Here is a 22,335-nt window from a genome sequence, read left to right as displayed (position 1 = left end):
TTGTGTTATAAAACTTAATATGGATTTCGGCAATCCCGCAGCGATTTTCGTCTCTTCCTTCATCATCGCCTTGTCGGGGGCGCTGATGCCCGGCCCCCTGCTGGCCGTCACTGTCCGGCACGCGTCGCGCGGGAGCTTCTCCGCCGCGCCGCTGCTGGTCCTGGGCCATGCCGCGCTCGAAGGGGCGCTGGTCCTGTTCCTGCTGCTCGGCCTGACGGAATGGATCCGCGGGGAAGCGGCGACGATCGCGATCGCCCTGGCGGGGTGCGGCATGCTCCTCCGGATGGCGCTGGGGATGGCGCGGGAAGCCGCGACGCTGCGGCTCGACGCGGGGAACGCGGGTGCGGGAGATGCGGCGCCTGCCGGGAGTCTGCGCCCCTTCCTCGACGGGATCGTCACCTCCGTGTCGAACCCGTACTGGTCCCTCTGGTGGGCGACGATCGGGCTGGGCTACCTGCTGCTCTCACGCGGCCGGGGCCCGGAGGGGGTCCTCGCATTTTTCGCGGGGCACATCCTCGCGGACGCGGCATGGTATCTCTTCGTCGGGACGGCGGTCTCGGCCGGCAGGGGATGGTTCACCGACCGGGCGTACCGCGCCGTCGTCTGCGCCTGCGCCGCGTTCATCGCGTTCTTCGCCCTGTCTTTCGGCTATCTCGGCGTGACGCGTCTCATCCGTTTCCTGTAAGTCGTCGCAGACATCTCCCGGGGAGGACGGCGCATGAAGGCGGTCGTGATGGCGGGAGGCTTCGGCACGAGGCTTCGGCCGCTCACCGAGAAGCTTCCGAAACCGATGGCGTTCGTGGCGAACCGCCCGATGATGGAGCACGTCGTCCGCCTCCTCGCGAAGCAGGGGATCCGCGACCTCGAGGTGCTCCTGTACTTCTTCCCCGAAAAGATCAGCTCCTGCTTCGGCGACGGCTCCCCCTGGGGCGTCGCGATGAACCACGTCACCGCCGAGGCGGATTACGGCACCGCCGGGGCGGTCAAGGGGTCCGAGTCCCGCCTGACGGAAACCTTCCTGGTGATCAGCGCGGATATCATCACCGACTTCGACCTCACCCGCGCCGTCGCGTTCCACAAGGAGCGGCAGGCGGCCGTCACCATCGTCCTCACGCGCGTCCCCAACCCGCTCCAGTACGGGATCGTCATCACGGAAGATGACGGGCGCATCGTCCGGTTCCTCGAGAAGCCCGGCTGGGGGGAGGTGTTCTCCGACACCATCAACACGGGGATCTACATCATCGAGCCCGAGGTGCTTTCCCTCATCCCTCCCAAGAAGAACTTCGATTTCAGCAAGAACCTTTTCCCGACGATGCTCCAGCGGGGGGACCGCCTGTTCGGGTACGTCGCGGAAGGGTACTGGAAGGACGTGGGGAACCTCGACGAGTACCTGAACGTCCACCTCGACATCCTCGCGGGGAAGGTCCGGATCGACTTCGACGGAACCCGGGCGGGCGACAGGCCCGTCTGGATCGGGGAGAACTCCCGGGTCGATTACACGGCCGAGCTGGAGAACGTTCTGCTGGGCAGGGACTGCACGGTCGGCGCCGGCGTCACCCTGAAGAACGTCGTCGCAGGGGACGGCTGCGTAGTCGAGGACGGTTCGGTGATTCAGTCCTCCGTGCTCTGGCCGCGGGTCGCCGTGGGCAAGGGGGCGCGGATCCACGAGAACATCGTCGGCTCCGACGCCCGGGTCCGCAACGGCGCATTCCTCGCGGAGCGCGCGGTGATCAGCGACCATTGCAGCATCGGGACGGACGCGGTCGTCAAGGCCAACGTCAAGGTGTGGCCCCACAAGGTCGTGGAGGACGGCGCGGTCCTGTCCTCCTCCCTCATCTGGGGGGAGAAATGGGCGCGCTCCCTCTTCGGCGCCTACGGCATCGTCGGCCTCGCCAACATCGAGATCTCGCCGGAGTTCGCGGCGAAGCTCGGCGCCTCCTACGCGGCGACGTTCGGCCGGAAGGTGGTCCTTTCCACCAGCCGCGACAGCCACAAGGTCTCCCGGATGATCAACCGCGCCATCATGACGGGCATGCTCTCCGTCGGCGTCGACGTCCACGATTACGGCGTGACCCCGCTGCCGGTGGTGCGTTACCTCTCCCGGTCCCACCGGGACGAGCGGGGAGGCGTCCACACCCGGAAAAGCCCGTACAACCCTTCCTTCGTGGACCTCAAGTTCTTCGACGACTCCGGGCTCGACCTGTCCATGGGGGCGGAGAAGGGGATCGAGAGCCTGTTCTTCCGGGAGGATTTCGTCCGCGCCGAGATCGAGGAGACGGGAGTGATCACCTTCCCGGTCGGCGGATTCGACAGCTACGTCGACGGCTTCCTGAAGAGCGTGGACACGTCGGCGATCGCCGCCCGCCACTACAACATCGTCCTGGACTACTCCTACGGCTCCTCCTCGGTCATCTTCCCCCGGATCCTCGGACGGCTGGGCATCGAGACCGTGGCGCTGAACGCCATCCTCGACGCGTCGCGCATCACGCGGACCCGGGAGGAGTTCGACAAGGGGATCCATCACCTCGCGGCGATCGCCCGCTCCCTGAACGCCGACCTCGGCGTGATGCTCGACACCGGCGGGGAGAAGATCTTCCTCGTGGACGAGAAGGGGGACCTGCTCTCCGACGAGACGGCGCTCCAGGTGGTCTGCCTCCTCGCATGCCGGCAGGCGAGGCAGGGACGGGTGGGCGTCCCCGTCACGGCTTCTCGAAACATCGAGAAGATCGCCGCCCGGTTCGGGATGGACGTCATCCGGACTCGGACACTGCCGCGCTCGGTGATGGAGACGGCGGCCGGCGAAGGGATGGTCTTTGCCGGGGACGGCTCGGGCGGGTTCATATTCCCCCGGTTTCAGCCCGCCTTCGACGGCATGTACGCCATCGTGAAGATCATGGAGCTTCTCGGGGAGGGGGGGCAAAGGATCCACGATGTCCTCCGGGAGATCCCCCCCACCACGCTGATCCACCGGAACGTGCCGTGCGCGTGGGAGCACAAGGGCGCCCTGATGCGCATGCTGGCGCTGCACGCCAAGGGGAAGCCCAGCCAGTTCATCGACGGGGTGAAGGTGTTCGAGGGAGAGGACTGGGCGCTGGCCTACCCGAGCCAGGACGAGGCGTACTTCCACCTGGTGGTGGAGGCCGGAGACCGGGGGGCCGCCCTGCAGATGGCGGACCATTATGCAGAGCTGTTCCGCGCCTGGAGCGGCCAGATATGAGCGAGGAGCCGCCGCTCCGCGTCCTGGTGCTCGAGGTCGGGGCGCTCGCGGAGAACGCCTACATCGTGGGGCACCCCGCGAGCGGGCGCGCGGTCGTGATCGATCCGGGGGACGACGGGGAGGAGATCCTCCGGCTGCTGACGGAGGAGGGGCTGACCCTGGAGAAGATCCTGATCACCCACGGCCATTTCGACCACGTGGGCGGGATCCGGTTCCTGAAGGAGCGGACGGGCGCGGCGGTTTACATCCACCCCGACGAGGTCGGCCGGATGCTGGCGGCGCCGCGGCAGGGGGCGATGTTCGGGCTCGGCGTTCCCGAGCCTCCCCCGCCCGACGTGCTGGTGAACGAGGGGGACGTCGTCCGGCTCGCGGACCAGGAGTTCCGCGTGCTGCACACTCCCGGCCATTCCCCCGGGCACGTCTCCTTCGTGGCGGGGGGGATGGCGTTCGTGGGGGACCTGATCTTCGCCGGCTCCGTGGGGCGGACCGATCTCCCGGGAGGGTCCTACGCGGAGCTGATGCGCGCCATCCGGGAGAAGATCCTCGTCCTGCCGGACGATACGATCCTCCTTCCGGGGCACGGCCCCGCCACGACGGTGGAGCAGGAGAAGCGGAGCAATCCATTCCTTACCGGGGAGGCGTGAGGCCATGACCACGCTGGCGGGCAGGCAGGTCGTTCTCGGGGTGACCGGGGGGATCGCGGCGTACAAGGCGTGCGAGATCGTCCGGGAGCTCCGGAAGGAGGGCGCGAACGTCGTCGTCGTCCTGACCGCGGCGGGGAGCCAGTTCATCACGCCGCTCACGCTGCAGACGCTTTCGAAGAACCCGGTCCACACCGACATGTTCAACCTCATCAGCGAGTCCGAGATCGGGCACATCTCCCTCGCCCAAAGGGCGCAGCTCCTGCTGATCGCGCCCGCCACCGCCAACATCATCGGGAAGATCCGCAACGGCATCGCCGACGACCTCCTCTCCACGGTCGCGATGGCCACCACGGCCCCGATCCTGCTCGCCCCCGCGATGAACAGCGAGATGTACGCCTCCCCGGCGGTCCGGGAGAACGTCGAGGTCCTCCTCGATCGTGGCGTTACGCTCATCGATCCGGACGAGGGCGACCTGGCGTGCGGCACCGTGGGCCCCGGCCGGCTGGCGGACACGGGGAAGATCCTGGAGATGGCGCGGATCCTCCTGGCGGACAAGATCCTCAAGGGGAAGAAGGTGGTCGTCGCGGCCGGTCCGACGGTCGAGGACATCGATCCCGTCCGGTTCCTTTCGAACCGCGCCAGCGGCAAGATGGGGTACGCCATGGCGGCGGTCGCGCGGCGGTTCGGCGCGGAGGTGACCCTCGTGAGCGGGCCGACCCGCCTCCCGGACCCTCCATACATGAAGGTCGAGCGGGTCCGTTCCGCGCGGGAGATGAAGAACGCCGTCGAGAAGGCGGCAGAGAACGCCGACGCCGTGGTCATGGTGGCGGCGGTTGCGGACTTCCGCCCGGACGCCGCGGCCTCCCGGAAGATCAAGAAGGAGGAATTGCCGGAGCGGATCGACCTGGTCCCCACGGACGACATCCTCGCCTCCCTCGGCGAGTCGAAGCGGAGCCGGGTGCTGATCGGCTTCGCGGCGGAGACGAACGACATCGAGGAGAACGCCCTCGCGAAAATGCGCCGGAAGAACCTCGACGCCATCGTCGCCAACGACGTCTCCCGCAGCGACATCGGGTTCGATTCCGACAGCAACGAGGTGCGGGTGTACTTCTCCGACGGGACCGACCTGCACCTGGCTACGGCGGCCAAGGAGGCGATCGCCACGGCCGTCTGGCGCGCGGTCTGCCACAAGTTCCTCAAGGGATGAAAAGGACCTCCTCCCGGAAGCTCCTGGCGGCCTGGCTGCGGGAGGTCGGCCTGGATTACGTCCCGGTCAGGCCGCCCGCGGAAACGGGTGCGTCCGCGGCAGGGGGGACGCCCGCGGAAGGGGGGCAGCCCGCGGAGGGGGAGACGCTCGAGGAGATCCGGCGGGAGCTGGAGGAGTGCCGCGGCTGCCCGCTGTGCTCCGGGCGCAACACGATCGTCTTTGGCGTGGGCAATCCCCGGGCCCGCCTGATGTTCGTCGGGGAGGGGCCCGGCGCGGAGGAGGACCGGCAGGGCGAGCCTTTCGTCGGGGCCGCGGGCAAACGGCTGGACCAGTGGATCGCGCGGATCGGGCTTTCCCGCGGAGACGTCTACATCGCCAACATCGTGAAGTGCCGCCCCCCGGGAAACCGGGTCCCGACCCCGGAGGAGGCGAAAGCGTGTATGGGGTACCTGCTGCGCCAGATCCGGACAGTACGCCCGGAGGTCCTCTGCACGCTGGGGTTGACCGCGCTGAACTACCTCTGCGGCGTCGACGAGCGGATCACCCGCGCGCGCGGCCGCTGGCGGGAATGGAACGGCATCCCCCTGCTGCCGACCTACCACCCGGCCTTCATCCTCCGCGACCCGTCCCGCGAGCGGGAGGTCTTCGGAGACTTCGAGGCCATCGGGCGGAAGCTCTCCCTCCCTCTCCCGAAATGATCCTGCCCCTTCCGCCGGTGCGCGTGAGCCGGAAAGGCGAGGCCCGCCTCCGGAGCGGACATCCCTGGGTGTTCGGGGATGACCTGCGCGAAGTCCCCGAGGGGATGCCGCCCGGGCAATGGGTGCGCGTCCTCTCCCGGAGCGGCGATTTCCTAGGCACGGCCACGGCGAACCTCGGGGCGCGGCTCGCGCTACGGCGCGTGTCCCGGGGAGAGGCCGAGCCCGGGCAGCACTTCGTCATGTCGCGCATCCGCGACGCCCTCGCCCGCCGCGCCGACGCGGGGATGGGGGAGGAGCGTGCGCTGCGGGTGATGTATTCGGAGGGCGACTTCCTGCCGGGGCTGATCGTCGACCGGTTCGGCGGCGTCCTCTCCGCGCAGATCCTGACGGCGGGGATGGAGGCCGTCCGGGATGCCATCCTGGATTCCCTGGAGGAGATCCTGTCCCCGAGGCTGATCTTCGAGCGTTCCGAGGGGGGCGGCCGGCGGCTCGAGGGGCTCGAGGAGCGCAGAGGGCCGGTCCGCGGCGGCGGCCCGTTCGCCGAGGAGATCGAGACCGACGGCGTCCGCTTCCTCGTGGACGTGGAATCGGGCCCCAAGACCGGCTTCTTCCTCGATCAGCGGGCCAACCGGAACATCGTCCGCCGCCTGGCGAAGGGGAGGACCGTCCTCGACGGCTTCTGCGCCGCGGGTGGGTTCGGGCTTTACGCCCTCGCAGGCGGGGCGAAGAGCGTCCTGGCGGTCGATTCCTCCCGCGCCGCGGTGGAGGCGGCCAGGGAAAACGCCGCCCGGAACGGTTTCTCGGCCAGCTGGGGGGGCGAGACCGGGGACCTTTTCCAATCGCTCCGGGAGTTCTTCGCGGCGGGGATGCGCTTCGACCTCGTGGTGCTGGATCCCCCCTCCTTCACGAAAACCCGGGAGGGGCGGGAAGGCGCGCTCCGGGGGTACCGGGACATCAACCGGATGGGGCTTTCGGTCCTTTCCCCAGGGGGACTGCTCGCCACCTCGTCTTGCACCCAACTCGTCGATATGGCCAAATGGAAGGAAGCCCTGGCGGATGCGGCCGCGGATGCCGGCGCCGACCTCGAGCTGGTCGCCTTGGGGGGCCAGCCGCCGGACCATCCCGTGCTGCTCTCGGTTCCGGAAACCGAGTACCTGAAGTTCGCCGTCTACAGGAAGCGAGCGACGTGACGCTGCGATCCCGGTTTTTCATCATCCCGTTCCTGCTGCTGGCCCTGGCGCGCCTCCCGGCCCGGGCGTCGGAGCCGTCCGCCGTGGAGAAGGCGCCGGTTCCGAAGGGCGCGGAGGTGATGGTGGCCACGATCGCCGCGCCGATCACTCCGGTCACAGCCGATTACCTGGAAGACGTCATCGAGCAGGCGGAGGACGCGGGGGCGGCCCTCCTCGTCGTGGAGCTCGACACCCCCGGCGGGCTGGACAGCGCGATGCGCCAGATGGTGCAGGGGATCCTGAAGAGCAAGGTTCCGGTGGCGGTGTACGTATCCCCCTCGGGCTCGCGCGCCGCGTCGGCGGGGGTCCTCATCACGCTGGCTTCCGACGTCGCGGCGATGGCCCCCGGGACGAACATCGGGGCCGCCCACCCCGTCAGCGTCGGCGGCGGCCCGATGGACAACACCATGTCGAAGAAGGTGGAGAACGACGCCGCGGCCTACGCCCGTTCGCTGGCCGCACAGTCGGGCCGCAATGCCGAGTGGGCCGAGAGCGCCGTCCGGGAGAGCGCCTCCCTGTCGGCGAAGGACGCGCTGGAGAAGAAGGTGATCGACCTGGTCGCGTCGGACCTCCGGGAGCTTCTTGCCCGGATCGACGGCCGCACGGTGAAGAAGGGGGAGAGGACCTTCGTCCTCAAGACGAAGGGGGCGGAGGTGACCCGGGTCCCCATGGGGCTTCGGCACCGCATCCTGGCGGCCCTCGCGAACCCGAACATCGCCTACATTCTCCTGATGATCGGGATCTACGGGATCTACTTCGAGCTCGCGTCGCCGGGAGCGGTATTCCCGGGAGTCGTCGGGGGGATCTGCCTGGTTCTCGGGTTCTACGCGCTCCAGACCCTGTCGGCGAACTACGCCGGCTTCCTCCTGATCCTGCTCTCCATCGTCCTGTTCTTCCTGGAGCTGAAGATCCAGTCGCACGGCGCCCTGGCCATCGGCGGGATCGTGTCCATGGTCCTCGGCAGCCTTATGCTCTTCCGGGACAGCGCCGACCCGTTCCTGCGCGTTTCCTGGAGCGTGCTGATCTCCATGGTCGCGATCTCGGCGGTCTTCTTCGCCGTCGTGATCTCCCTGGCGGTGCGCAGCCAGCTCCGCAAGCCGTTCTTCGGCCAGGGAGGGATGGTCGACGAAACGGGAGAGGCGGTGACGGACATCGACGGGAGGGGCAAGGTGTTCATCGTCGGAGAGCTCTGGGACGCGCGCTCCGACCGGCCGGTGCGGAAAGGGGATCGGGTGATCGTGAGGTCCGTCGAGGGGATGACTCTGATCGTCGAGCCGGGGCATCCGGCCGACGCCGGGAGGGCTGAGAAATGACCGTATTGGCGGCCGGGCTTGTGCTGGCAATCTTCTTCCTGTACAGCGCGATCAAGATCCTGAACGAGTACGAGCGGGGCGTGATCTTCCGGCTGGGGCGCGTGATCGGAGCCAAGGGGCCGGGGCTCATCATCCTGATCCCCGTCATCGACCGGATGGTCCGGGTGGACTTGCGCGTCGTCGCCATGGATGTCCCGGCGCAGGACGTCATCACGATGGACAACGTCACCATCAAGGTGAGCGCCGTGATCTATTTCCGGGTCATCGACCCGAACAAGGCGATCATCAGCGTCGAGAACTACCTCTACGCGACGTCGCAGCTTTCGCAGACGACGCTGCGCTCCGTCTGCGGCCAGGCGGAGCTGGACACGCTACTGTCCGAGCGCGACAAGATCAACACCCACATCCAGGAGATCCTCGACAAGGACACCGAGCCGTGGGGCGTCAAGGTCGCGAAGGTCGAGATCAAGAACATCGATCTCCCCCAGGAGATGCAGCGCGCGATCGCGAAGCAGGCCGAGGCGGAGCGAGAGCGGCGCGCCAAGGTCATCGGGGCCGAAGGGGAGTTCCAGGCGGCGCAGAAGCTTTCCGACGCCGCACGGATCATCTCGGAGACCCCGGTCGCCGTCCAGCTCCGGTACCTCCAGACGCTGCGGGAAGTGGCCGCGGAGAACAACTCGACGACCATCTTCCCCGTGCCGATCGACCTGCTCACGCCGTTCATGGAGGCGGCGAAGGCGGTCAGGGAAGCCTCCGGAAAGCGGCAGGACTAAGAAAAGCATGTCCATGTATCGGCGGAGCGTCTCCGCCTTCGCGGCGGGGACGCTGTTCCCTCTACTTTTCTGCGCGGGGATCGGCCTTCTCCTCTCCTGCACCGGTGCCCGGCCTCGCCCGCCGGCGGAAGCGCCGCCCGCGAAACCTCCCGCCGTCCCGGAGCGTCCCCGGCCACCCGAAGCGACGCGTCCGCCCGAATCCGCGGGGCCCCGCTTCCTCCGGGTCCGCATCGGGGGGGACGCCGAAGCCGTCACGCTGTCCGCGGACCGGGTAAACGTCTGGGACGCCGCCGGCAGGCTGCTGGCCCAGGCGTCGGGGAACGTCCCGCTCGGCGCGGTGGGGGGGCGGATCCGGTTCGACGGAGCGCAGCTTCTCGGCGATAGCGTCGACGTCGCCGGCATCCCGGAGCTCCGGATGGATGGGCGAAAGGTCGGGGGCAGGCTCCGCCTGACGGCGCGGAACGGGAAGCTCGTCGCCGTTGCGGTGGTCCCCCTGGAAAGCTATGTGGCCGCCGTGATCAGCCGGGAGGTCCCGGAGCTGTTCCATCCCGAGGCGCTCGCAGCGCAGGCGGTCGCCACCCGGACGTACGCCGTCGACGCTGCGCGAACGCCCAGGGACCCGCTGTTCGACGTCCTCGGGAGCGTCGAGGACCAGGTGTTCGACGGGACCGACAACGTCGGGGCGGCGTTCCGGAACGCCGCGGAGGAAACGCGCGGCCTGGTCCTGCTGTACCGTGGGGCCCCGGCGCGGACGGTCTTCCACTCCACCTGCGGCGGGCGCACCGAGTCCGCCGCGAACGCCTGGGGGAAGGATGTTCCGTACCTTCGATCCGTGGCGTGCGAGGACTGCTCCGACAGCCCCGTCTTTCGGTGGGAGTACCGGATGTCCGAGGCGGAAGGGCGCCGGGTGGCGCGGGCGATGGGGATCCCTCCCGGGGGGGACCTCCGCTTCTCCGTCGCGGGGCTGACTTCCACGGGGAGGGCGGTGCGGGTCAGGATCCAATCCGGGGGTGTTTCCCGGGAGGCGAACGCGGCGGAATTCCGCCGCGTCGCGGGGTATGCGCGCGTCCGCAGCCTGAAGATGGCGATCGCGCCGGCCGCCGGCGGGTGGCTCTTCACGGGAGAGGGGTACGGCCACGGCGTCGGGATGTGCCAGTTCGGGGCGAACGGGATGGCGAAGTCCGGGAAGGGGTTCCGGGAGATCCTCGCGCGCTACTACCCCGGCACCGATCTGGCGAGGGAAATCCCCTGAAGACCTGCCTCCTGGACTACGATCTTCCGCCCGAGCTCGTCGCGCAGCGCCCCGTTCCCCGCCGGCGGGACGCGCGTCTGATGGTCCTTTCCCGTCCGACGGGGAAGACCGCCGACCGGGTGTTCTCCGATCTCCCGTCCCTGCTGCGGAAAGGAGACCTGCTCGTCGTGAACGACACCCGGGTCCTCCGCGGCCGCCTGCGAGCCGTGAGGAAGGGGGGCGGCGCCGTCGAGATCCTGCTGCTTTCCCCGAGCGGCGCGGCGGGGGGGGGCGGGGAGCGATGGGAAGCGCTGGCGCGCCCCTCGAAGCGGCTCAAGGAAGGGGATGTATTCGATATCGGCGGGCTGACGGTCCGGCTGGAGCGATATCGCGGCGGGGGGAAATGGGAGGTCGCCCTTGCGGCCGCGGGCGGCTCCCTGCTGGAGCTTCTCGAGCGGGTGGGGGAGGTTCCGCTACCCCCCTACATCCGGAGAGCTGTCGGCGATCCCGCGGCGGAGGAGGATAAGGTCCGGTACCAGACGGTGTATGCAGAGCATTCCGGCTCCGTGGCCGCCCCCACGGCGGGGCTCCATTTCGACGAGGAGATGCTCCGACAGATATCGGCCGCCGGGATCGGGATCGCCCGCGTCACGCTTTCCGTCGGCTACGGCACCTTTTCCCCTATCCGGACGGACGAGGTGGAGGAGTACGAGATCCACCCCGAACATTACCGCATGCCGCCGGAGACGGCGGAAGCGGTCAACGCCGCGCGCGCCGAGGGCGGGCGGATCGTCGCGGTGGGGACCACCAGCGTCCGGACGCTGGAGACGTGCGCCGCGGAGGACGGGCGCGTCGCCCCTTCCGAGGGGACCACCAGGCTGTTCCTTTTCCCCGGGCGCCCTTTCCGCGTCGTGGACGCGATGGTGACGAACTTCCACCTGCCGCGCTCCAGCCTGCTCGCGCTGGTGATGGCCTTCGCGGGGGTCGACGCGGTGCGTGCGGCCTACCGCGAGGCGGTGGAGCGTCGCTACAGGTTTTACAGCTACGGCGACGCAATGTTCATTTGGTAAAGCCGGTAGAGGGGGACATACCAGGCGGGGGACAGACTTAACCCTTCATCCCGTGTTTGAAGCTAAGTCTGTCCCCCTCTGCCCCGACAGGTGTGTCCCCCGCCGGCTTGTCAACGCCAGCCCGCGAAAGGAGTATCGTTTGACTCTGCGTTTCATCATCGAGGCGAAGGACGCCGCGACGGATGCGCGCTGCGGGACGATCGAGACGGAGCGCGGCTCCTTCCGGACGCCCGCGTTCATGCCCGTGGGAACGGCGGCGACAGTGAAGGGGGTGTGGCCGGATCAGCTCCGCGGCATGGGATACGGATGCATCCTGGGGAACACGTATCACCTCTACCTGCGCCCCGGGCACCTGCGGATCCGGGAGTTGGGGGGGGTCCACCGCTTCATGGGATGGGACCGGCTGATCCTCACCGACAGCGGCGGGTTCCAGGTGTTTTCCCTGAGCGCCCTCCGGAAGGTGTCCGACGAAGCGGTCTCGTTCCGGTCCCACGTCGACGGCTCCGCGCACACGCTCACGCCCGAGCTTGCGGTCGAGGTGCAGGAGGCGCTCGGGTCGGACATCCGGATGGCGCTCGACGAGTGCGTCGCGTACCCCGCGAAACGGGAGGAGGCGGAGGAGGCGGTCCGGCGGACCACCTTGTGGGCGGGCCGATGCCTGGCGGCGAGGACGCTCCCGGAAGGGGGCATGTTCGGGATCGTCCAGGGGGGGATGTTCCCCGACCTCCGGAAGCGCAGCGTGGAGGAGGTCTGCGCGATGCCGTTCGACGGGTTCGCCATCGGGGGGGTAAGCGTGGGGGAAGGGAAGGAGCTCCAGCGGGAGACCGTCGACCGGACGGCGCTGTTGCTTCCGACCGCGCTGCCGCGGTACCTGATGGGCGTCGGAACGCCCGGTGACCTGCTGTTCGCGGTCTCCCGGGGGATCGACCTGTTCGATTGCGTGCTGCCCACCCGGAACGCGAGGAACGGAATGATGTTCACTTCCGCGGGGCCGCTGAGCGTCAAGCAGGCGCGGTACAAGGACGACCCGCTTCCCCCCGACGGGAGCTGCGGCTGCCCGACCTGCAGTATCTTCTCCCGGGCCTACCTGCGCCACCTCTACGTGCAGGGGGAGATGCTGGCCTCCATGGCCATGACCGTCCACAACCTTTCGTTTTACGCCGGGCTCATGGAACGGGCGCGCGAGGCAATTTCCCGTGGAAACTTCGCAGATTTTGTGAAAAAATCACTCGATTCAGGCATCGAATGAGAACGTCGAAGGGGGAGGAGCTCCGATGATGATCGCGGGTGTGGCTTATGCCATGGGCGGCAGCCCCGGGGGAGGCACCGGGGGAGGCGGCGGGTTCCTGGGATTCGTTCCGATCCTGCTGATGTTCGTGATCTTCTACTTCCTGCTCATCCGGCCGCAGCAGAAGCAGGCGAAGAAGCACCAGGAGTTCATCCGGAACCTCAAGGTGGGTGACCGCGTGGTCACCACCGGCGGGATCCACGGGGAGATCAAGGGGCTGACCGAGACCACGCTGACCCTGGAGATCGCCGAAAAGGTGCGCGTCAAGGTGACCCGGAGCGCCGTCTCCGGCACCAGCCAGGATGCGGCGGCTCCCGAGGCGCAGAAGCCGGCCTGAAGCGAAGCGGAAGACACCGAAAGGAGCAACGGAAGCGTCATGTGGAGGAACATCACCTGGCGGATCGCCATGATCGTTTTCCTGACGGCCGCGGCCGCAGCCGTCCTGGCGCCGTCCCTTACCGAAAAGATCCCGGCCTCGTGGCGGGATCCCATGCCGAAGATCAACCTCGGCCTCGACCTGCAGGGCGGCGTGTTCCTGCGGCTCCAGGTCGAGATCGACAAGGCCATCGAGAACACGACGCAGCGCTACGCGGACGAAGCGCGGGCGGTGGTCCGCGACAAGGGGCTCCCGGTCCTCGGTTACAAGAGAACTTCGGCCGAAAGCTTCTCCCTCGCGTTCCCTCCCGGCGAGTTCGCGGGGAAGGCGCTGGAGCTCCTTAAGGAGGAGTTCCCATCGCTCGACGTCACGCTGGGCGAGGTGAAGCCCGAAGGGGCGTCCGTCGTAGCGAAGATGAAGGAGGCCGAGGTACAGGCGATCCGGATGAACGCCGTCGGGCAGGGCGTGGAGACCATCCGGAACCGGATCGACCAGTTCGGCGTGCGGGAGCCGCAGATCGTCGCCGAGGGCGACGACCGGATCGTCGTCCAGCTCCCCGGCGTCAAGGACCAGCAGCGCGCCATCGAGCTCGTCGGCAAGACGGCGCTGCTCGAGTTCAAGCTGGTGGACGAAGGCGCCAGTGTCGAGGAGGCGCTCAAGGGGAACCTGCCCGAGGACAGCCAGCTCCTGTACCAGAAATCGGCGGATCCCGCCAGCGGCCGCATCGCGAAGACCCCCATCGTGGTGAAGAAACGCTCGCTGCTGACGGGAGACACGATCAAGACGGCGAAGGTCAGCTTCGGCGGCCAGGCGGGGGGCGCGTACGTCTCCATCTCCTTCGACTCCCGCGGCGCGAGGATTTTCGACCGCGTGACCGCGGAGAACGTGAAGCGCCGGCTCGCGATCGTCCTCGACGACACCGTCTATTCCGCCCCGGTGATCCAGGAGCGGATCTCGGGAGGGGAGGCGCAGATCACCGGGAGCTTCACGGCGGAGGAGGCCTCCGACCTTGCCATCGTGCTGCGGGCCGGCTCGCTGCCCGCGCCCGTCAAGGTGATCCAGAACGTCACCATCGGGCCGTCGCTCGGGGAGGATTCGATCCGGAAGGGGATCCGCGCGGCCATCATCGGGGCGCTGCTGGTGGTGGGGTTCATGGGGTTCTATTACCGGTTCTCCGGGATGGTGGCGAATTTCGCCATGCTGTTCAACGTCCTCTTTCTGCTCGCGGGGATGGCCGCCTTCTCGGCGACGCTCACCCTCCCGGGCATCGCGGGGATCATCCTGGCGATCGGGATGTCGGTCGACTCCAACGTGCTGATCTTCGAGCGCATCCGGGAGGAGCTCCGCTCGAAGAAGGCGGTGCGCCCGTCCATCGACGCCGGGTACGACAAGGCGTTCGTGACGGTGGTCGACACCCACGTGACCACGCTGATCACCGCGATCATCCTCTTCCAGTTCGGGACCGGGCCGATCAAGGGATTCGCGGTCTCGCTCTCCATGGGCGTTGCGATCAACCTCTTCACGGCGCTGGTCTGCACGAAGGTCGTGTTCGACTACCTGAACGCGAAGAAGCCGATGAAGACTCTGAGCATATAGGAAACGGGGAAGGCGAATCGATGATCGAACTCGTGAAGAATCCGAAATACGATTTCATGGCCATCAAGAACTACGCGTTCGCGTTCTCCGCGGTCCTGATGATCCTCGGCCTCATCGGGACCGTGCAGATCTTCCGCGGGCACGCCAACCTCGGCATCGACCTGGCGGGCGGCACCTCGATCCAGGCGAAGTTCCGGAATCCGGTCTCCATGGAGCGGGTCCGGTCGCTGCTGGCCGACGCGGGGCACAGCGGGGCGATGCTGCAGGGGGTGGAGGGCGACACCGTCCTCATGATCAAGCTGCGGGCGGTCGGCGGACAGGAGGAGCGGATGGTCGCGGAGCCCGTCCTGAAGCTCCTTCGGGAGAAGATGCCGGAGAACCCGTTCGTCGTGGAGAGCATCTCCGAGATCGGCCCCGCGATCGGGCACAAGCTGCGCCAGGATGCAACCTGGGCGCTCGCCATCGCCTTCCTTGCGATCATCGTTTACCTGGCGTGGAGGTTCGAGTTCAAGTTCGGGGTCACCGCGACGGTCGCCACCTTCCACGACATCTTCGCGATGGTGGGCATCTTCTGGGCGCTCGGCCTCGAGCAGGACCTCCTGTTCATCACGGCGCTGCTCACGATCGGGGGATATTCGCTGACCGACACGGTGGTCATCTTCGACCGGATCCGGGAGAACATCCGGCTCCGCAAGCGGAACACCTTCTCCGAGACGATCAACCTGAGCGTCAACGAAGTGCTGAGCCGGTCGCTCGTGACGGGATTCACGGTGATCCTCGCCGTGGCGGCGCTGCTGGCCTTCGGCGGCGACGTGCTGCGCAACTTCGCCCTCGCGCTCCTGATCGGCCTCGTCATCGGGAGCTATTCGTCCATCTTCGTCGCGGGCCCGATGCTCGTTCTCTGGCGCGGCGAGAAGATGGCCGACGTGAAGAGGTGACGGAGGGGATGGCTTGAGGGGGCCGGTCGAACGGGAATGGACCCTCCTTGCGCCCGATCCCGGTCTCGTACGTGACATCTCCTCCCGCCACGGCCTCACCGGCGCCGCGGCGAAGGCGCTGGCGAACCGGGGGATCGTCGATCCCGGCGACGCGGAATTGTTCCTGCGGGGGACGTTGTCGGACCTTCCCGATCCCTCCCTCCTGAAGGACATCGACAGGGCGGCGGACCGGATCGTCTCGGCGGGCATCCGCGGGGAGCCGGTCCTGGTGTACGCCGACTACGACGCCGACGGCGCGACCGGAGCCGCCTGCATCTACCTCTTCCTGAAGGAATTGTTCCCCGGCCTGCCGGTACGGATCCACCAGAACGACCGGCGCGAGGACGGGTACGGGCTCCAGGCGCGCATTCTTGCCGGGGCGGTGCGCGAAGGATACCGGCTGGTGATCACGGTGGATTGCGGGATCACGGACCACGGGCCCATCCGGGAGCTTACGGCCGACGGCGTCGAGGTCATCGTCACGGACCATCATCTTCCGGGGGACACGCTTCCCGAGGCGTACGCCGTGATCGATCCTCACCGGCGCGACTGCCCGTTCCGGGAAAAGGATCTTGCGGGGGTGGGAGTCGTATTCCTGCTCGCGTGCGGGATGCGGAAGCGGCTGCGCGAGACGGGCTTCTTCGCGGACCGGCCGGAGCCGGCGATGCGGCAATACCTCGACCTGGTGGCTCTGGGAACGGTGGCGGACATGGTTTCGCTGACCGCGTCGAACCGGCCGCTGGTGCGGGAGGGGATCCGCGAGATCCGGAGGTCCGCGCGGCCAGGGATCGAAGCGCTCTTCTCGGTCTCCGGCGTCTCCACGGCTCTGGCGACCGAGGCGGATCTCGGATTCCGGGTCGGCCCCCGCCTGAACGCCGCGGGCCGGATAGGGGATTCGTCCCGAAGCTCGAGGATCCTCGTCTCGAGCGACCGGGAGGAGTCCGCCCGGCTCGCCCGGGAGCTCAACGAGGACAACATCCGGAGGCAGCGGGAACAGGAGCGGATCCTCTCCGACGTGGAGGCGGGGATCGACATGCTCGAGGAGCTTCCGCACGCCATCGTGCTGTCCGACCCGGGGTGGCACCAGGGCGTCCTGGGTATCGTCGCTTCGAAGATCCTCGACCGGTACGGCCGGCCCGTCGTGCTGCTACGCGAGGAATCGGGGCAGGTCACCGGCTCCTGCCGCAGCGTCGACGGGTTCCCGATCGTCTCGGCGCTCGCCGAGCTGTCCCACCTGCTCACGCGGTTCGGCGGGCACACCCAGGCCGCCGGGGTGGCGATGTCGCTGGAGAACCTGGAGCCGTTCCGCAGGGGGTTGTCGGAGATCGCGGCGCGCCACGCGGAAGCGTCGCCGTTCGTCCCGCGCCGGTTCATCGACGCGGAGATCCGGCTCGACGAAATCGGGCCCGCGCTCCTGGCCGACCTCGAGCTGCTCCGCCCGTTCGGGGCGGGGAACCCGGAGCCGGCGTTCCTGCTCCGGAACGCCCGGATCTCCCGGGCTTCACGCGTCGGCGGAGCCGGGCAACACCTCCGGTTCGAGCTGGAGGACAACGGGCGGCGCGTCGAAGGCGTGGCGTTCCACCGCGGGGAAATTCCCGCCGATCCGTCCGGGCGGTCCGACCTGCTGGTCGCCATTCAGGAGAACGTGTACCGGGGCGTCCGCACGGTCCGCCTTCTTCTTCAGGACGCAAGGCCCGCGGGAAGGCCGCTATTGTGCGCCGGAATGCGGGCGGGGTAGAATCGGGCCACCGGCGGCCATTTCAGAGGAGGTTCCCCTTGATTCCATACTCCGTGACCTTCGGCGGGATTTCCGGAAGGTACGCCTCCTGGAAGCAGTCCCAGTTCGCGATCATCCCGTTCCCCGTGGACGTGACCACCACGTACCAGGCCGGCACGCGCAACGGCCCCCGCGCCATTCTCGACGCCTCCGCCCACATGGAGCTGTTCGACGAGGAGAACAAGATCGAGCCGTACCGCGCGGGCATCTTCGTCTCCACGGAGGTCCCCTTCACGACGACCGGCCCCGCCGCGCTGAAGGAAGTGGAGCGCAGGGTGAAGGCCGTCTCGAAGGCCGGGAAGCTCCCGATCCTCCTCGGCGGGGAGCATTCGGGCACACCCGCCGCCGTCGCGGCGCTCAAGAAGAAGTACGGCCAGCTCACGGTGCTGCAGTTCGACGCGCACGCGGATCTCCGCGAGGAATACCTCGGCACGAAGCACAATCACGCGTGCGTCGGCCGCAGGATCGTCGAGCACGGCGTCCGCCTGGTCCAGGCGGGCGTCCGGAGCATGTCGGAGGAGGAGGACCGCTTCCTCAAGAAGACCGAGGACGTGAAGACCTTCTACGCCTCCGAGGTCCGGGACAACCTCGCGGACGTGACGAAGGGGATCGTCAGCTCCCTCTCCGGGAACGTCTACATCACCATCGACCTCGACGTGTTCGACCCCGGGATCATGCCATCGGTCGTCACCCCGGAACCCGGGGGCCTCACCTGGTTCGAGGTGACCGACATCCTGCGGGACGTGCTGCGGGGGAACTGCAACCTCGTGGGATTCGACGTCATGGAGCTCGCGCCCATCGCGGGGATGGCCGCTCCGGATTATCTGGCCGCGCGCCTCTGCTACCGGATCATGGGGTGGGTCGTGGCGCGGCAGGGGGAATAGCCATGACCGTTCCCGCGAAGGTCTTCTTCACCAAGGGTGTCGGCCGGCACCGGGAGCAGCTGACCTCGTTCGAGCTGGCCCTCAGGGACGCAGGCATCGAGAAGTTCAACCTCGTCCAGGTGTCCAGCATATTCCCCCCGCAGGCCCGGATCGTCTCGAAAGAGGCGGGATTGAAGCTGCTTTCGCCGGGCGAGATCGTCTACGTGGTCATGAGCCGCTGCTGCAGCGACGAGCCCCGCCGGCTGGTGGCCGCCTCCGTGGGGTGCGCCCTCCCGTCCGACCGGTCCGTCTACGGGTACCTGAGCGAGCACCACGCCTTCGGCCAGACCGAGAAGGTGGCGGGAGACTATGCGGAAGACCTCGCGGCGGCGATGCTGGCGTCCACACTGGGCGTCGAGTTCGACGAGGACAGGAGCTGGGACGAGAAGCGGGAGGTCTGGAAGATCAGCGGGAAGATCTACAAGTCCTTCAACATCACGCAGTCCGCGATCGTGAAGGACGAGTACACCACGACCCTCGCTGCGGCGGTGCTGATATGAAAAATGGCGCTTCGATGCGCGGCGCGCGGATCATGGGCACCGGGAGAGAGCTGCCTCCCCGCGTGGTGACGAACGAGGAGCTCACGAAGCTGATGGACACGACGGACGAGTGGATCGTCCAGCGGACGGGGATCCGGGAGCGGCGCTACGCGGAGGCGCCGGTCGGGAACTGCCACATGGGGGCCGCTGCCGCCCGGAAGGCGATCGACAAGGCGGGGATCTCACCGGAGGACATCGACCTGGTGATCTTCGCGACGCTCTCCCCGGACATGTACTTTCCGGGCGTCGGCGTCCTCGTGCAGGACATGCTCGGGCTTCGGACCGTCGGGGCCATCGACGTGCGCAACCAGTGCAGCGGGTTCGTCTACGGCATCTCCGTCGCGGAGGCCTACGTCAAGGGGGGATTCCACGACCACGTCCTCGTGGTCGGCTCCGAGCTCCACAGCAAGGGGCTCAACTTCTCCACGGCGGGGCGCGACGTGACGGTGATCTTCGGGGACGGGGCCGGTGCGGCGGTGGTCGGCCCGGCGGAGCCCGGCAAGGGGATCCTTTCCACGCACATCCATTCGGAGGGGAAGCACGCGCGGGAGCTTTGCGCCGCGGAGCCGGGCTTCCTGCAGAGCCCCTGGCTGACCCACGAGGTCATAGACGCCGGCAGGCATTACCCGAAGATGAACGGGAAGTACGTCTTCGCGCACGCCGTCCGCCGGTTCCCGGAGGTGATCCGGGAGGCGCTGTCGGAGAACGGGCACACGGTCTCCGACCTGTCGCTGCTCATCCCGCACCAGGCGAACCAGCGGATCACGCAGGCGGTGGGGGCGGCGCTGGAGCTGCCGGAGGATAAGGTGTTTTCGAACATCGAGCGGTACGGGAACACCACCGCCGCGTCGATCCCGATCGCGCTGGACGAGTGCCTCGAGCAGGGGCGGATCCGCGAGGGGGACCTGGTATGCCTCGCCGCGTTCGGCGCGGGGTTCACCTGGGCGTCGGCGCTGATCCGCTGGTAGCGGGAGGTCCGGGCTGAAGTTCCGGATCCGGAACATGGCCCCCTGCGACCTCGACGGGGTGATGGCGATCGAGGAGGCCTCCTTCCCGACGCCCTGGTCCCGCGGGATGTTCGCCGAGGACATCGACCGTCCCTTCTCCCGGCCGTTCGTCGCGGAGGGGGCCCCGGGGGAGATCCTCGGCTACGCCGTCTGCTGGAACGTCGCCGGCGAGTCCCATCTCCTGAATATCGCGGTGCACCCGCATTTCCGGGGACAGGGGGTGGGGGAAGCCCTGGTCCGGGAGTGCATCCGCAGGGGGGCCCTGGCGGGATCGGAACGGATCCACCTCGAAGTCCGGGCCGGGAACGAGGAGGCGCAGCGGCTTTACGGGCGGCTGGGCTTCGCGTTCCAGGGGATCCGGAGAGGGTACTACACCGACACGGGGGAGGACGCGCTGCTGCTCTCCCGGGAGATACGGGACAGGGATGCCACATAGCTCGCATTTCTCACCAGCGTCCGTAGCGAGGCGGTGGAGACGGGCGTGGGCCGCTCCCGGCCATCCATGGCCTCCGCGGCATGCTGCCATCCTGGCAGCACTACAAGGCGTCGCGACCGAGGGCCCCGGAGGCGCACTTGACAGTGCGTCGAGGAGCCCGACCGAGCGCCCCACTCCCGGGCAAGAAACGCTCCCTGGGGTACCCCCGGACGCCGGCACCATCATGCCGTTCCCGGCGGGAGGGGCACAACGCAGTAGGTGTGCCCGTATCCGCCGCCGCAGTAGGAGGCTGGTGAGAAATGCGAGCTAATCCGCGGTTCGTCGGCGGCAGGATCCTGCGGAACGTGGGGCACGGAATCTTCTACCGGATGGAGGTGGCGGTCCCCGACCGGGTCGAGTTCGTGCCCGGACAGTTCGCCATGGTATCGGGGTGGCCCGGGAACGACCCGCTCCTCCCGAGGCCGCTCGCGATCTTCCGGTCGGGAGGGACCCGGGTGTCAGGAACGGTCGAGTTCGTCTACAAGGTGGTCGGGCGCGGCACGGCGCTGCTGTCCGGCCTGCACGAGGGCGACCCCCTGTCCATCACCCTGCCGCTGGGGAACGGCTTCCGGCTCGACGATCCCGACCGGACCTGGTGGCTCGCGGGGGGCGGTGTCGGCTTCTCCACGGTGTTCCCCGCCGGGATGGCCCTCTCGCAGGGACGGAGCGATTTCGAGATGTTCCTCGGCGCGCGGACCCGCGAACAGCTTCCCCCGCGGGATTGGACCCCGGGGGGGAACGTGCCCGGCAGGGTGCACCTGTGCACCGACGACGGGACCGCCGGCTTCCACGGGACGGTGGGCGCCGCGCTCCGCGCCCGCCTCGAGGCCCTGAAGCCCCCCGAGGCCGGGCGGCTGTCGATCCTTGCGTGCGGCCCGAGGGAGATGCTCCGGGAGATCGCGGAGACGGCCGGCTCCCGGGGCGTTCCCGCGCAGGTGTCGCTCGAGAACCATATGGCCTGCGGGTTCGGCGTCTGCTGGGGATGCGTGACCGAGGTGCGGGAAGGGGACGGGACCGCCTATCGGCGCGTCTGCAAGGAGGGGCCGGTGTTCGATGCCCGGGAGGTCGTATGGTGACCCCGGACCTGACCGCGCGGGTGGGGAGCCTGCTCCTGAAGAATCCCGTGATGAGCGCTTCGGGGACGTTCGGATACGGGCTGGAATTCGCGCCGTTCTACGACATCTCCCGCCTCGGCGCGGTGATCGTGAAGGGGCTCTCCCTCCTCCCGACGCGGGGGAACGCGCCGCAGCGGATCGTGGAGACTCCGGCGGGGATGCTGAACGCCATCGGCCTGCAGAACATCGGGGTGGAGAGGTTCATCGGCGAAGTCGCCCCCCGGCTGGAGGACGCGGGGGCCGTCTTCGTGGCGAACATCTACGGGCGGACGGAGGAGGAATACGAGGAGGTCGCGCGGCGGCTGTCCGCGGTTCCCGCCCTGGCCGCGGTCGAGCTGAACGTCTCCTGCCCCAACGTGAGGGAAGGCGGCATCGCGTTCGGCTCCACCGCGAAAGGGCTGTACGGGCTGACCCGGAGGGTCCGCGCGGCCACCGCGAAGCCGCTCTGGGTGAAGCTGTCCCCGAACGTCACCGACATCGGGGAGATGGCCCGCGCGGCGGAGGACTCGGGCGCAGACGCGGTCTCCCTCGTCAACACGCTGCTGGGGATGGCGGTCGATCCGCGGACGCGGCGGCCGCGGCTGGGCAACGTGACGGGGGGGCTTTCGGGGCCGGCGATCAAGCCGGTGGCGCTGCGGATGGTGTGGGAGGCGTGCAAGGCGGTGAAGATCCCCGTGATCGGGATCGGCGGGATCCGGAGCGCGGAGGACGCGCTCGAGTTCCTCCTCGTCGGGGCGGCCGCGGTACAGGTCGGGACGGCCAATTTCCGCAACCCGAACGCGTGCATCGAGATCGTCGAGGGGATCCGCGATTTCCTGGCCCGGGAGGGGATCCGCGGCGTGAAGGAGTACCGGGGGAGCTTCCTCCCCTGACAGGGCGG

Annotated in this window: 21 protein-coding genes; all 21 read left to right on the top strand. The window is 68.4% G+C overall.

Annotated features, from left to right (window positions below):
• The first annotated feature begins 19 nt into the window (after positions 1-19).
• The 21 genes from AB1346_09580 (at position 20) to AB1346_09480 (ending at position 22,327) form a co-directional block, all read left to right on the top strand.
• Complete coding sequence (locus AB1346_09580) at positions 20-685, top strand: LysE family transporter (GenBank protein MEW6720688.1); 666 nt, start codon at positions 20-22, stop codon at positions 683-685.
• Positions 686-718: 33 nt separating this feature from the next.
• Positions 719-3,217 carry a sugar phosphate nucleotidyltransferase gene (locus AB1346_09575; protein MEW6720687.1) on the top strand — a complete coding sequence of 833 codons (2,499 nt, stop codon included), beginning with the start codon at positions 719-721 and terminating at the stop codon, positions 3,215-3,217.
• The gene (locus AB1346_09570) at positions 3,214-3,861 is read left to right on the top strand and encodes an MBL fold metallo-hydrolase (GenBank protein MEW6720686.1); all 648 of its coding nucleotides are present in this window, start codon (positions 3,214-3,216) and stop codon (positions 3,859-3,861) included. The genes AB1346_09575 and AB1346_09570 overlap by 4 nt, the downstream gene beginning before the upstream one ends.
• Positions 3,862-3,865: 4 nt before the next feature.
• Positions 3,866-5,068, top strand: a complete 1,203-nt coding sequence (gene coaBC, locus AB1346_09565; protein ID MEW6720685.1) for a bifunctional phosphopantothenoylcysteine decarboxylase/phosphopantothenate--cysteine ligase CoaBC — start codon at positions 3,866-3,868, stop codon at positions 5,066-5,068.
• Entirely contained in the window at positions 5,065-5,766 is a 702-nt protein-coding gene (locus tag AB1346_09560; GenBank protein ID MEW6720684.1) for a uracil-DNA glycosylase, read from the top strand. The genes coaBC and AB1346_09560 overlap by 4 nt, the downstream gene beginning before the upstream one ends.
• Complete coding sequence (locus tag AB1346_09555) at positions 5,763-6,956, top strand: class I SAM-dependent rRNA methyltransferase (protein ID MEW6720683.1); 1,194 nt, start codon at positions 5,763-5,765, stop codon at positions 6,954-6,956. Before AB1346_09560 ends, AB1346_09555 begins: the two co-directional genes overlap by 4 nt.
• Positions 6,953-8,308, top strand: coding sequence for a nodulation protein NfeD (locus AB1346_09550; GenBank protein MEW6720682.1), 1,356 nt, complete (start codon positions 6,953-6,955; stop codon positions 8,306-8,308). Before AB1346_09555 ends, AB1346_09550 begins: the two co-directional genes overlap by 4 nt.
• Positions 8,305-9,081, top strand: a complete 777-nt coding sequence (locus AB1346_09545; protein ID MEW6720681.1) for a slipin family protein — start codon at positions 8,305-8,307, stop codon at positions 9,079-9,081. The genes AB1346_09550 and AB1346_09545 overlap by 4 nt, the downstream gene beginning before the upstream one ends.
• 13 nt (positions 9,082-9,094) lie before the next feature.
• Positions 9,095-10,333 (top strand): SpoIID/LytB domain-containing protein, encoded by a 1,239-nt coding sequence (locus AB1346_09540; GenBank protein MEW6720680.1) that lies wholly within the window; start codon positions 9,095-9,097, stop codon positions 10,331-10,333.
• A complete protein-coding gene (gene queA / locus AB1346_09535) occupies positions 10,330-11,382 on the top strand; it encodes a tRNA preQ1(34) S-adenosylmethionine ribosyltransferase-isomerase QueA (protein MEW6720679.1) in 1,053 nt (350 codons plus the stop codon). Before AB1346_09540 ends, queA begins: the two co-directional genes overlap by 4 nt.
• A gap of 139 nt (positions 11,383-11,521) precedes the next feature.
• Complete coding sequence (gene tgt / locus AB1346_09530) at positions 11,522-12,631, top strand: tRNA guanosine(34) transglycosylase Tgt (GenBank protein ID MEW6720678.1); 1,110 nt, start codon at positions 11,522-11,524, stop codon at positions 12,629-12,631.
• A gap of 25 nt (positions 12,632-12,656) precedes the next feature.
• Positions 12,657-13,007, top strand: a complete 351-nt coding sequence (gene yajC, locus AB1346_09525) for a preprotein translocase subunit YajC (GenBank protein MEW6720677.1) — start codon at positions 12,657-12,659, stop codon at positions 13,005-13,007.
• Positions 13,008-13,046: 39 nt separating this feature from the next.
• Positions 13,047-14,642, top strand: a complete 1,596-nt coding sequence (gene secD, locus AB1346_09520; protein ID MEW6720676.1) for a protein translocase subunit SecD — start codon at positions 13,047-13,049, stop codon at positions 14,640-14,642.
• A gap of 20 nt (positions 14,643-14,662) precedes the next feature.
• Positions 14,663-15,580 carry a protein translocase subunit SecF gene (secF, locus tag AB1346_09515; GenBank protein ID MEW6720675.1) on the top strand — a complete coding sequence of 306 codons (918 nt, stop codon included), beginning with the start codon at positions 14,663-14,665 and terminating at the stop codon, positions 15,578-15,580.
• A 13-nt stretch (positions 15,581-15,593) separates the two neighbouring features.
• On the top strand, positions 15,594-17,357 hold the full coding sequence (recJ, locus tag AB1346_09510; GenBank protein ID MEW6720674.1) for a single-stranded-DNA-specific exonuclease RecJ: 1,764 nt from the start codon (positions 15,594-15,596) through the stop codon (positions 17,355-17,357).
• A gap of 38 nt (positions 17,358-17,395) precedes the next feature.
• Positions 17,396-18,280: an agmatinase gene (gene speB, locus AB1346_09505; protein MEW6720673.1), complete on the top strand. Its 885-nt coding sequence runs from the start codon at positions 17,396-17,398 to the stop codon at positions 18,278-18,280.
• A gap of 2 nt (positions 18,281-18,282) precedes the next feature.
• Entirely contained in the window at positions 18,283-18,819 is a 537-nt protein-coding gene (locus AB1346_09500) for an arginine decarboxylase, pyruvoyl-dependent (protein MEW6720672.1), read from the top strand.
• Between the two features lie 14 nt (positions 18,820-18,833).
• The gene (locus tag AB1346_09495; protein ID MEW6720671.1) at positions 18,834-19,826 is read left to right on the top strand and encodes a beta-ketoacyl-ACP synthase III; all 993 of its coding nucleotides are present in this window, start codon (positions 18,834-18,836) and stop codon (positions 19,824-19,826) included.
• A gap of 34 nt (positions 19,827-19,860) precedes the next feature.
• Positions 19,861-20,301 carry a ribosomal protein S18-alanine N-acetyltransferase gene (gene rimI / locus AB1346_09490; GenBank protein ID MEW6720670.1) on the top strand — a complete coding sequence of 147 codons (441 nt, stop codon included), beginning with the start codon at positions 19,861-19,863 and terminating at the stop codon, positions 20,299-20,301.
• A 299-nt stretch (positions 20,302-20,600) separates the two neighbouring features.
• A complete protein-coding gene (locus AB1346_09485) occupies positions 20,601-21,416 on the top strand; it encodes a dihydroorotate dehydrogenase electron transfer subunit (protein ID MEW6720669.1) in 816 nt (271 codons plus the stop codon).
• The gene (locus AB1346_09480; GenBank protein ID MEW6720668.1) at positions 21,410-22,327 is read left to right on the top strand and encodes a dihydroorotate dehydrogenase; all 918 of its coding nucleotides are present in this window, start codon (positions 21,410-21,412) and stop codon (positions 22,325-22,327) included. The genes AB1346_09485 and AB1346_09480 overlap by 7 nt, the downstream gene beginning before the upstream one ends.
• The last annotated feature ends 8 nt before the right edge of the window (positions 22,328-22,335 follow it).

The organism is Thermodesulfobacteriota bacterium (genome assembly GCA_040758155.1).
Taxonomy (GTDB): domain Bacteria; phylum Desulfobacterota; class Deferrimicrobia; order Deferrimicrobiales; family Deferrimicrobiaceae; genus UBA2219.
The sequence above is the reverse complement of the archived record's forward strand: the minus strand, read 5'-3'. Positions and strand labels throughout refer to the sequence as shown.

Bases quoted from the DNA above. Each gene is read 5' to 3' on its own strand.
- AB1346_09555 (MEW6720683.1), top strand. From the start codon at position 5,763: ATGATCCTGCCCCTTCCGCCGGTGCGCGTGAGCCGGAAAGGCGAGGCC.
- AB1346_09485 (MEW6720669.1), top strand. From the start codon at position 20,601: ATGCGAGCTAATCCGCGGTTCGTCGGCGGCAGGATCCTGCGGAACGTG.
- AB1346_09495 (MEW6720671.1), top strand. From the start codon at position 18,834: ATGCGCGGCGCGCGGATCATGGGCACCGGGAGAGAGCTGCCTCCCCGC.
- rimI (MEW6720670.1), top strand. From the start codon at position 19,861: ATGGCCCCCTGCGACCTCGACGGGGTGATGGCGATCGAGGAGGCCTCC.
- secF (MEW6720675.1), top strand. From the start codon at position 14,663: ATGATCGAACTCGTGAAGAATCCGAAATACGATTTCATGGCCATCAAG.
- AB1346_09540 (MEW6720680.1), top strand. From the start codon at position 9,095: ATGTATCGGCGGAGCGTCTCCGCCTTCGCGGCGGGGACGCTGTTCCCT.
- AB1346_09480 (MEW6720668.1), top strand. From the start codon at position 21,410: ATGGTGACCCCGGACCTGACCGCGCGGGTGGGGAGCCTGCTCCTGAAG.
- AB1346_09500 (MEW6720672.1), top strand. From the start codon at position 18,283: ATGACCGTTCCCGCGAAGGTCTTCTTCACCAAGGGTGTCGGCCGGCAC.
- secD (MEW6720676.1), top strand. From the start codon at position 13,047: ATGTGGAGGAACATCACCTGGCGGATCGCCATGATCGTTTTCCTGACG.
- AB1346_09570 (MEW6720686.1), top strand. From the start codon at position 3,214: ATGAGCGAGGAGCCGCCGCTCCGCGTCCTGGTGCTCGAGGTCGGGGCG.
- AB1346_09545 (MEW6720681.1), top strand. From the start codon at position 8,305: ATGACCGTATTGGCGGCCGGGCTTGTGCTGGCAATCTTCTTCCTGTAC.
- AB1346_09575 (MEW6720687.1), top strand. From the start codon at position 719: ATGAAGGCGGTCGTGATGGCGGGAGGCTTCGGCACGAGGCTTCGGCCG.
- coaBC (MEW6720685.1), top strand. From the start codon at position 3,866: ATGACCACGCTGGCGGGCAGGCAGGTCGTTCTCGGGGTGACCGGGGGG.
- AB1346_09580 (MEW6720688.1), top strand. From the start codon at position 20: ATGGATTTCGGCAATCCCGCAGCGATTTTCGTCTCTTCCTTCATCATC.
- yajC (MEW6720677.1), top strand. From the start codon at position 12,657: ATGATGATCGCGGGTGTGGCTTATGCCATGGGCGGCAGCCCCGGGGGA.
- AB1346_09560 (MEW6720684.1), top strand. From the start codon at position 5,065: ATGAAAAGGACCTCCTCCCGGAAGCTCCTGGCGGCCTGGCTGCGGGAG.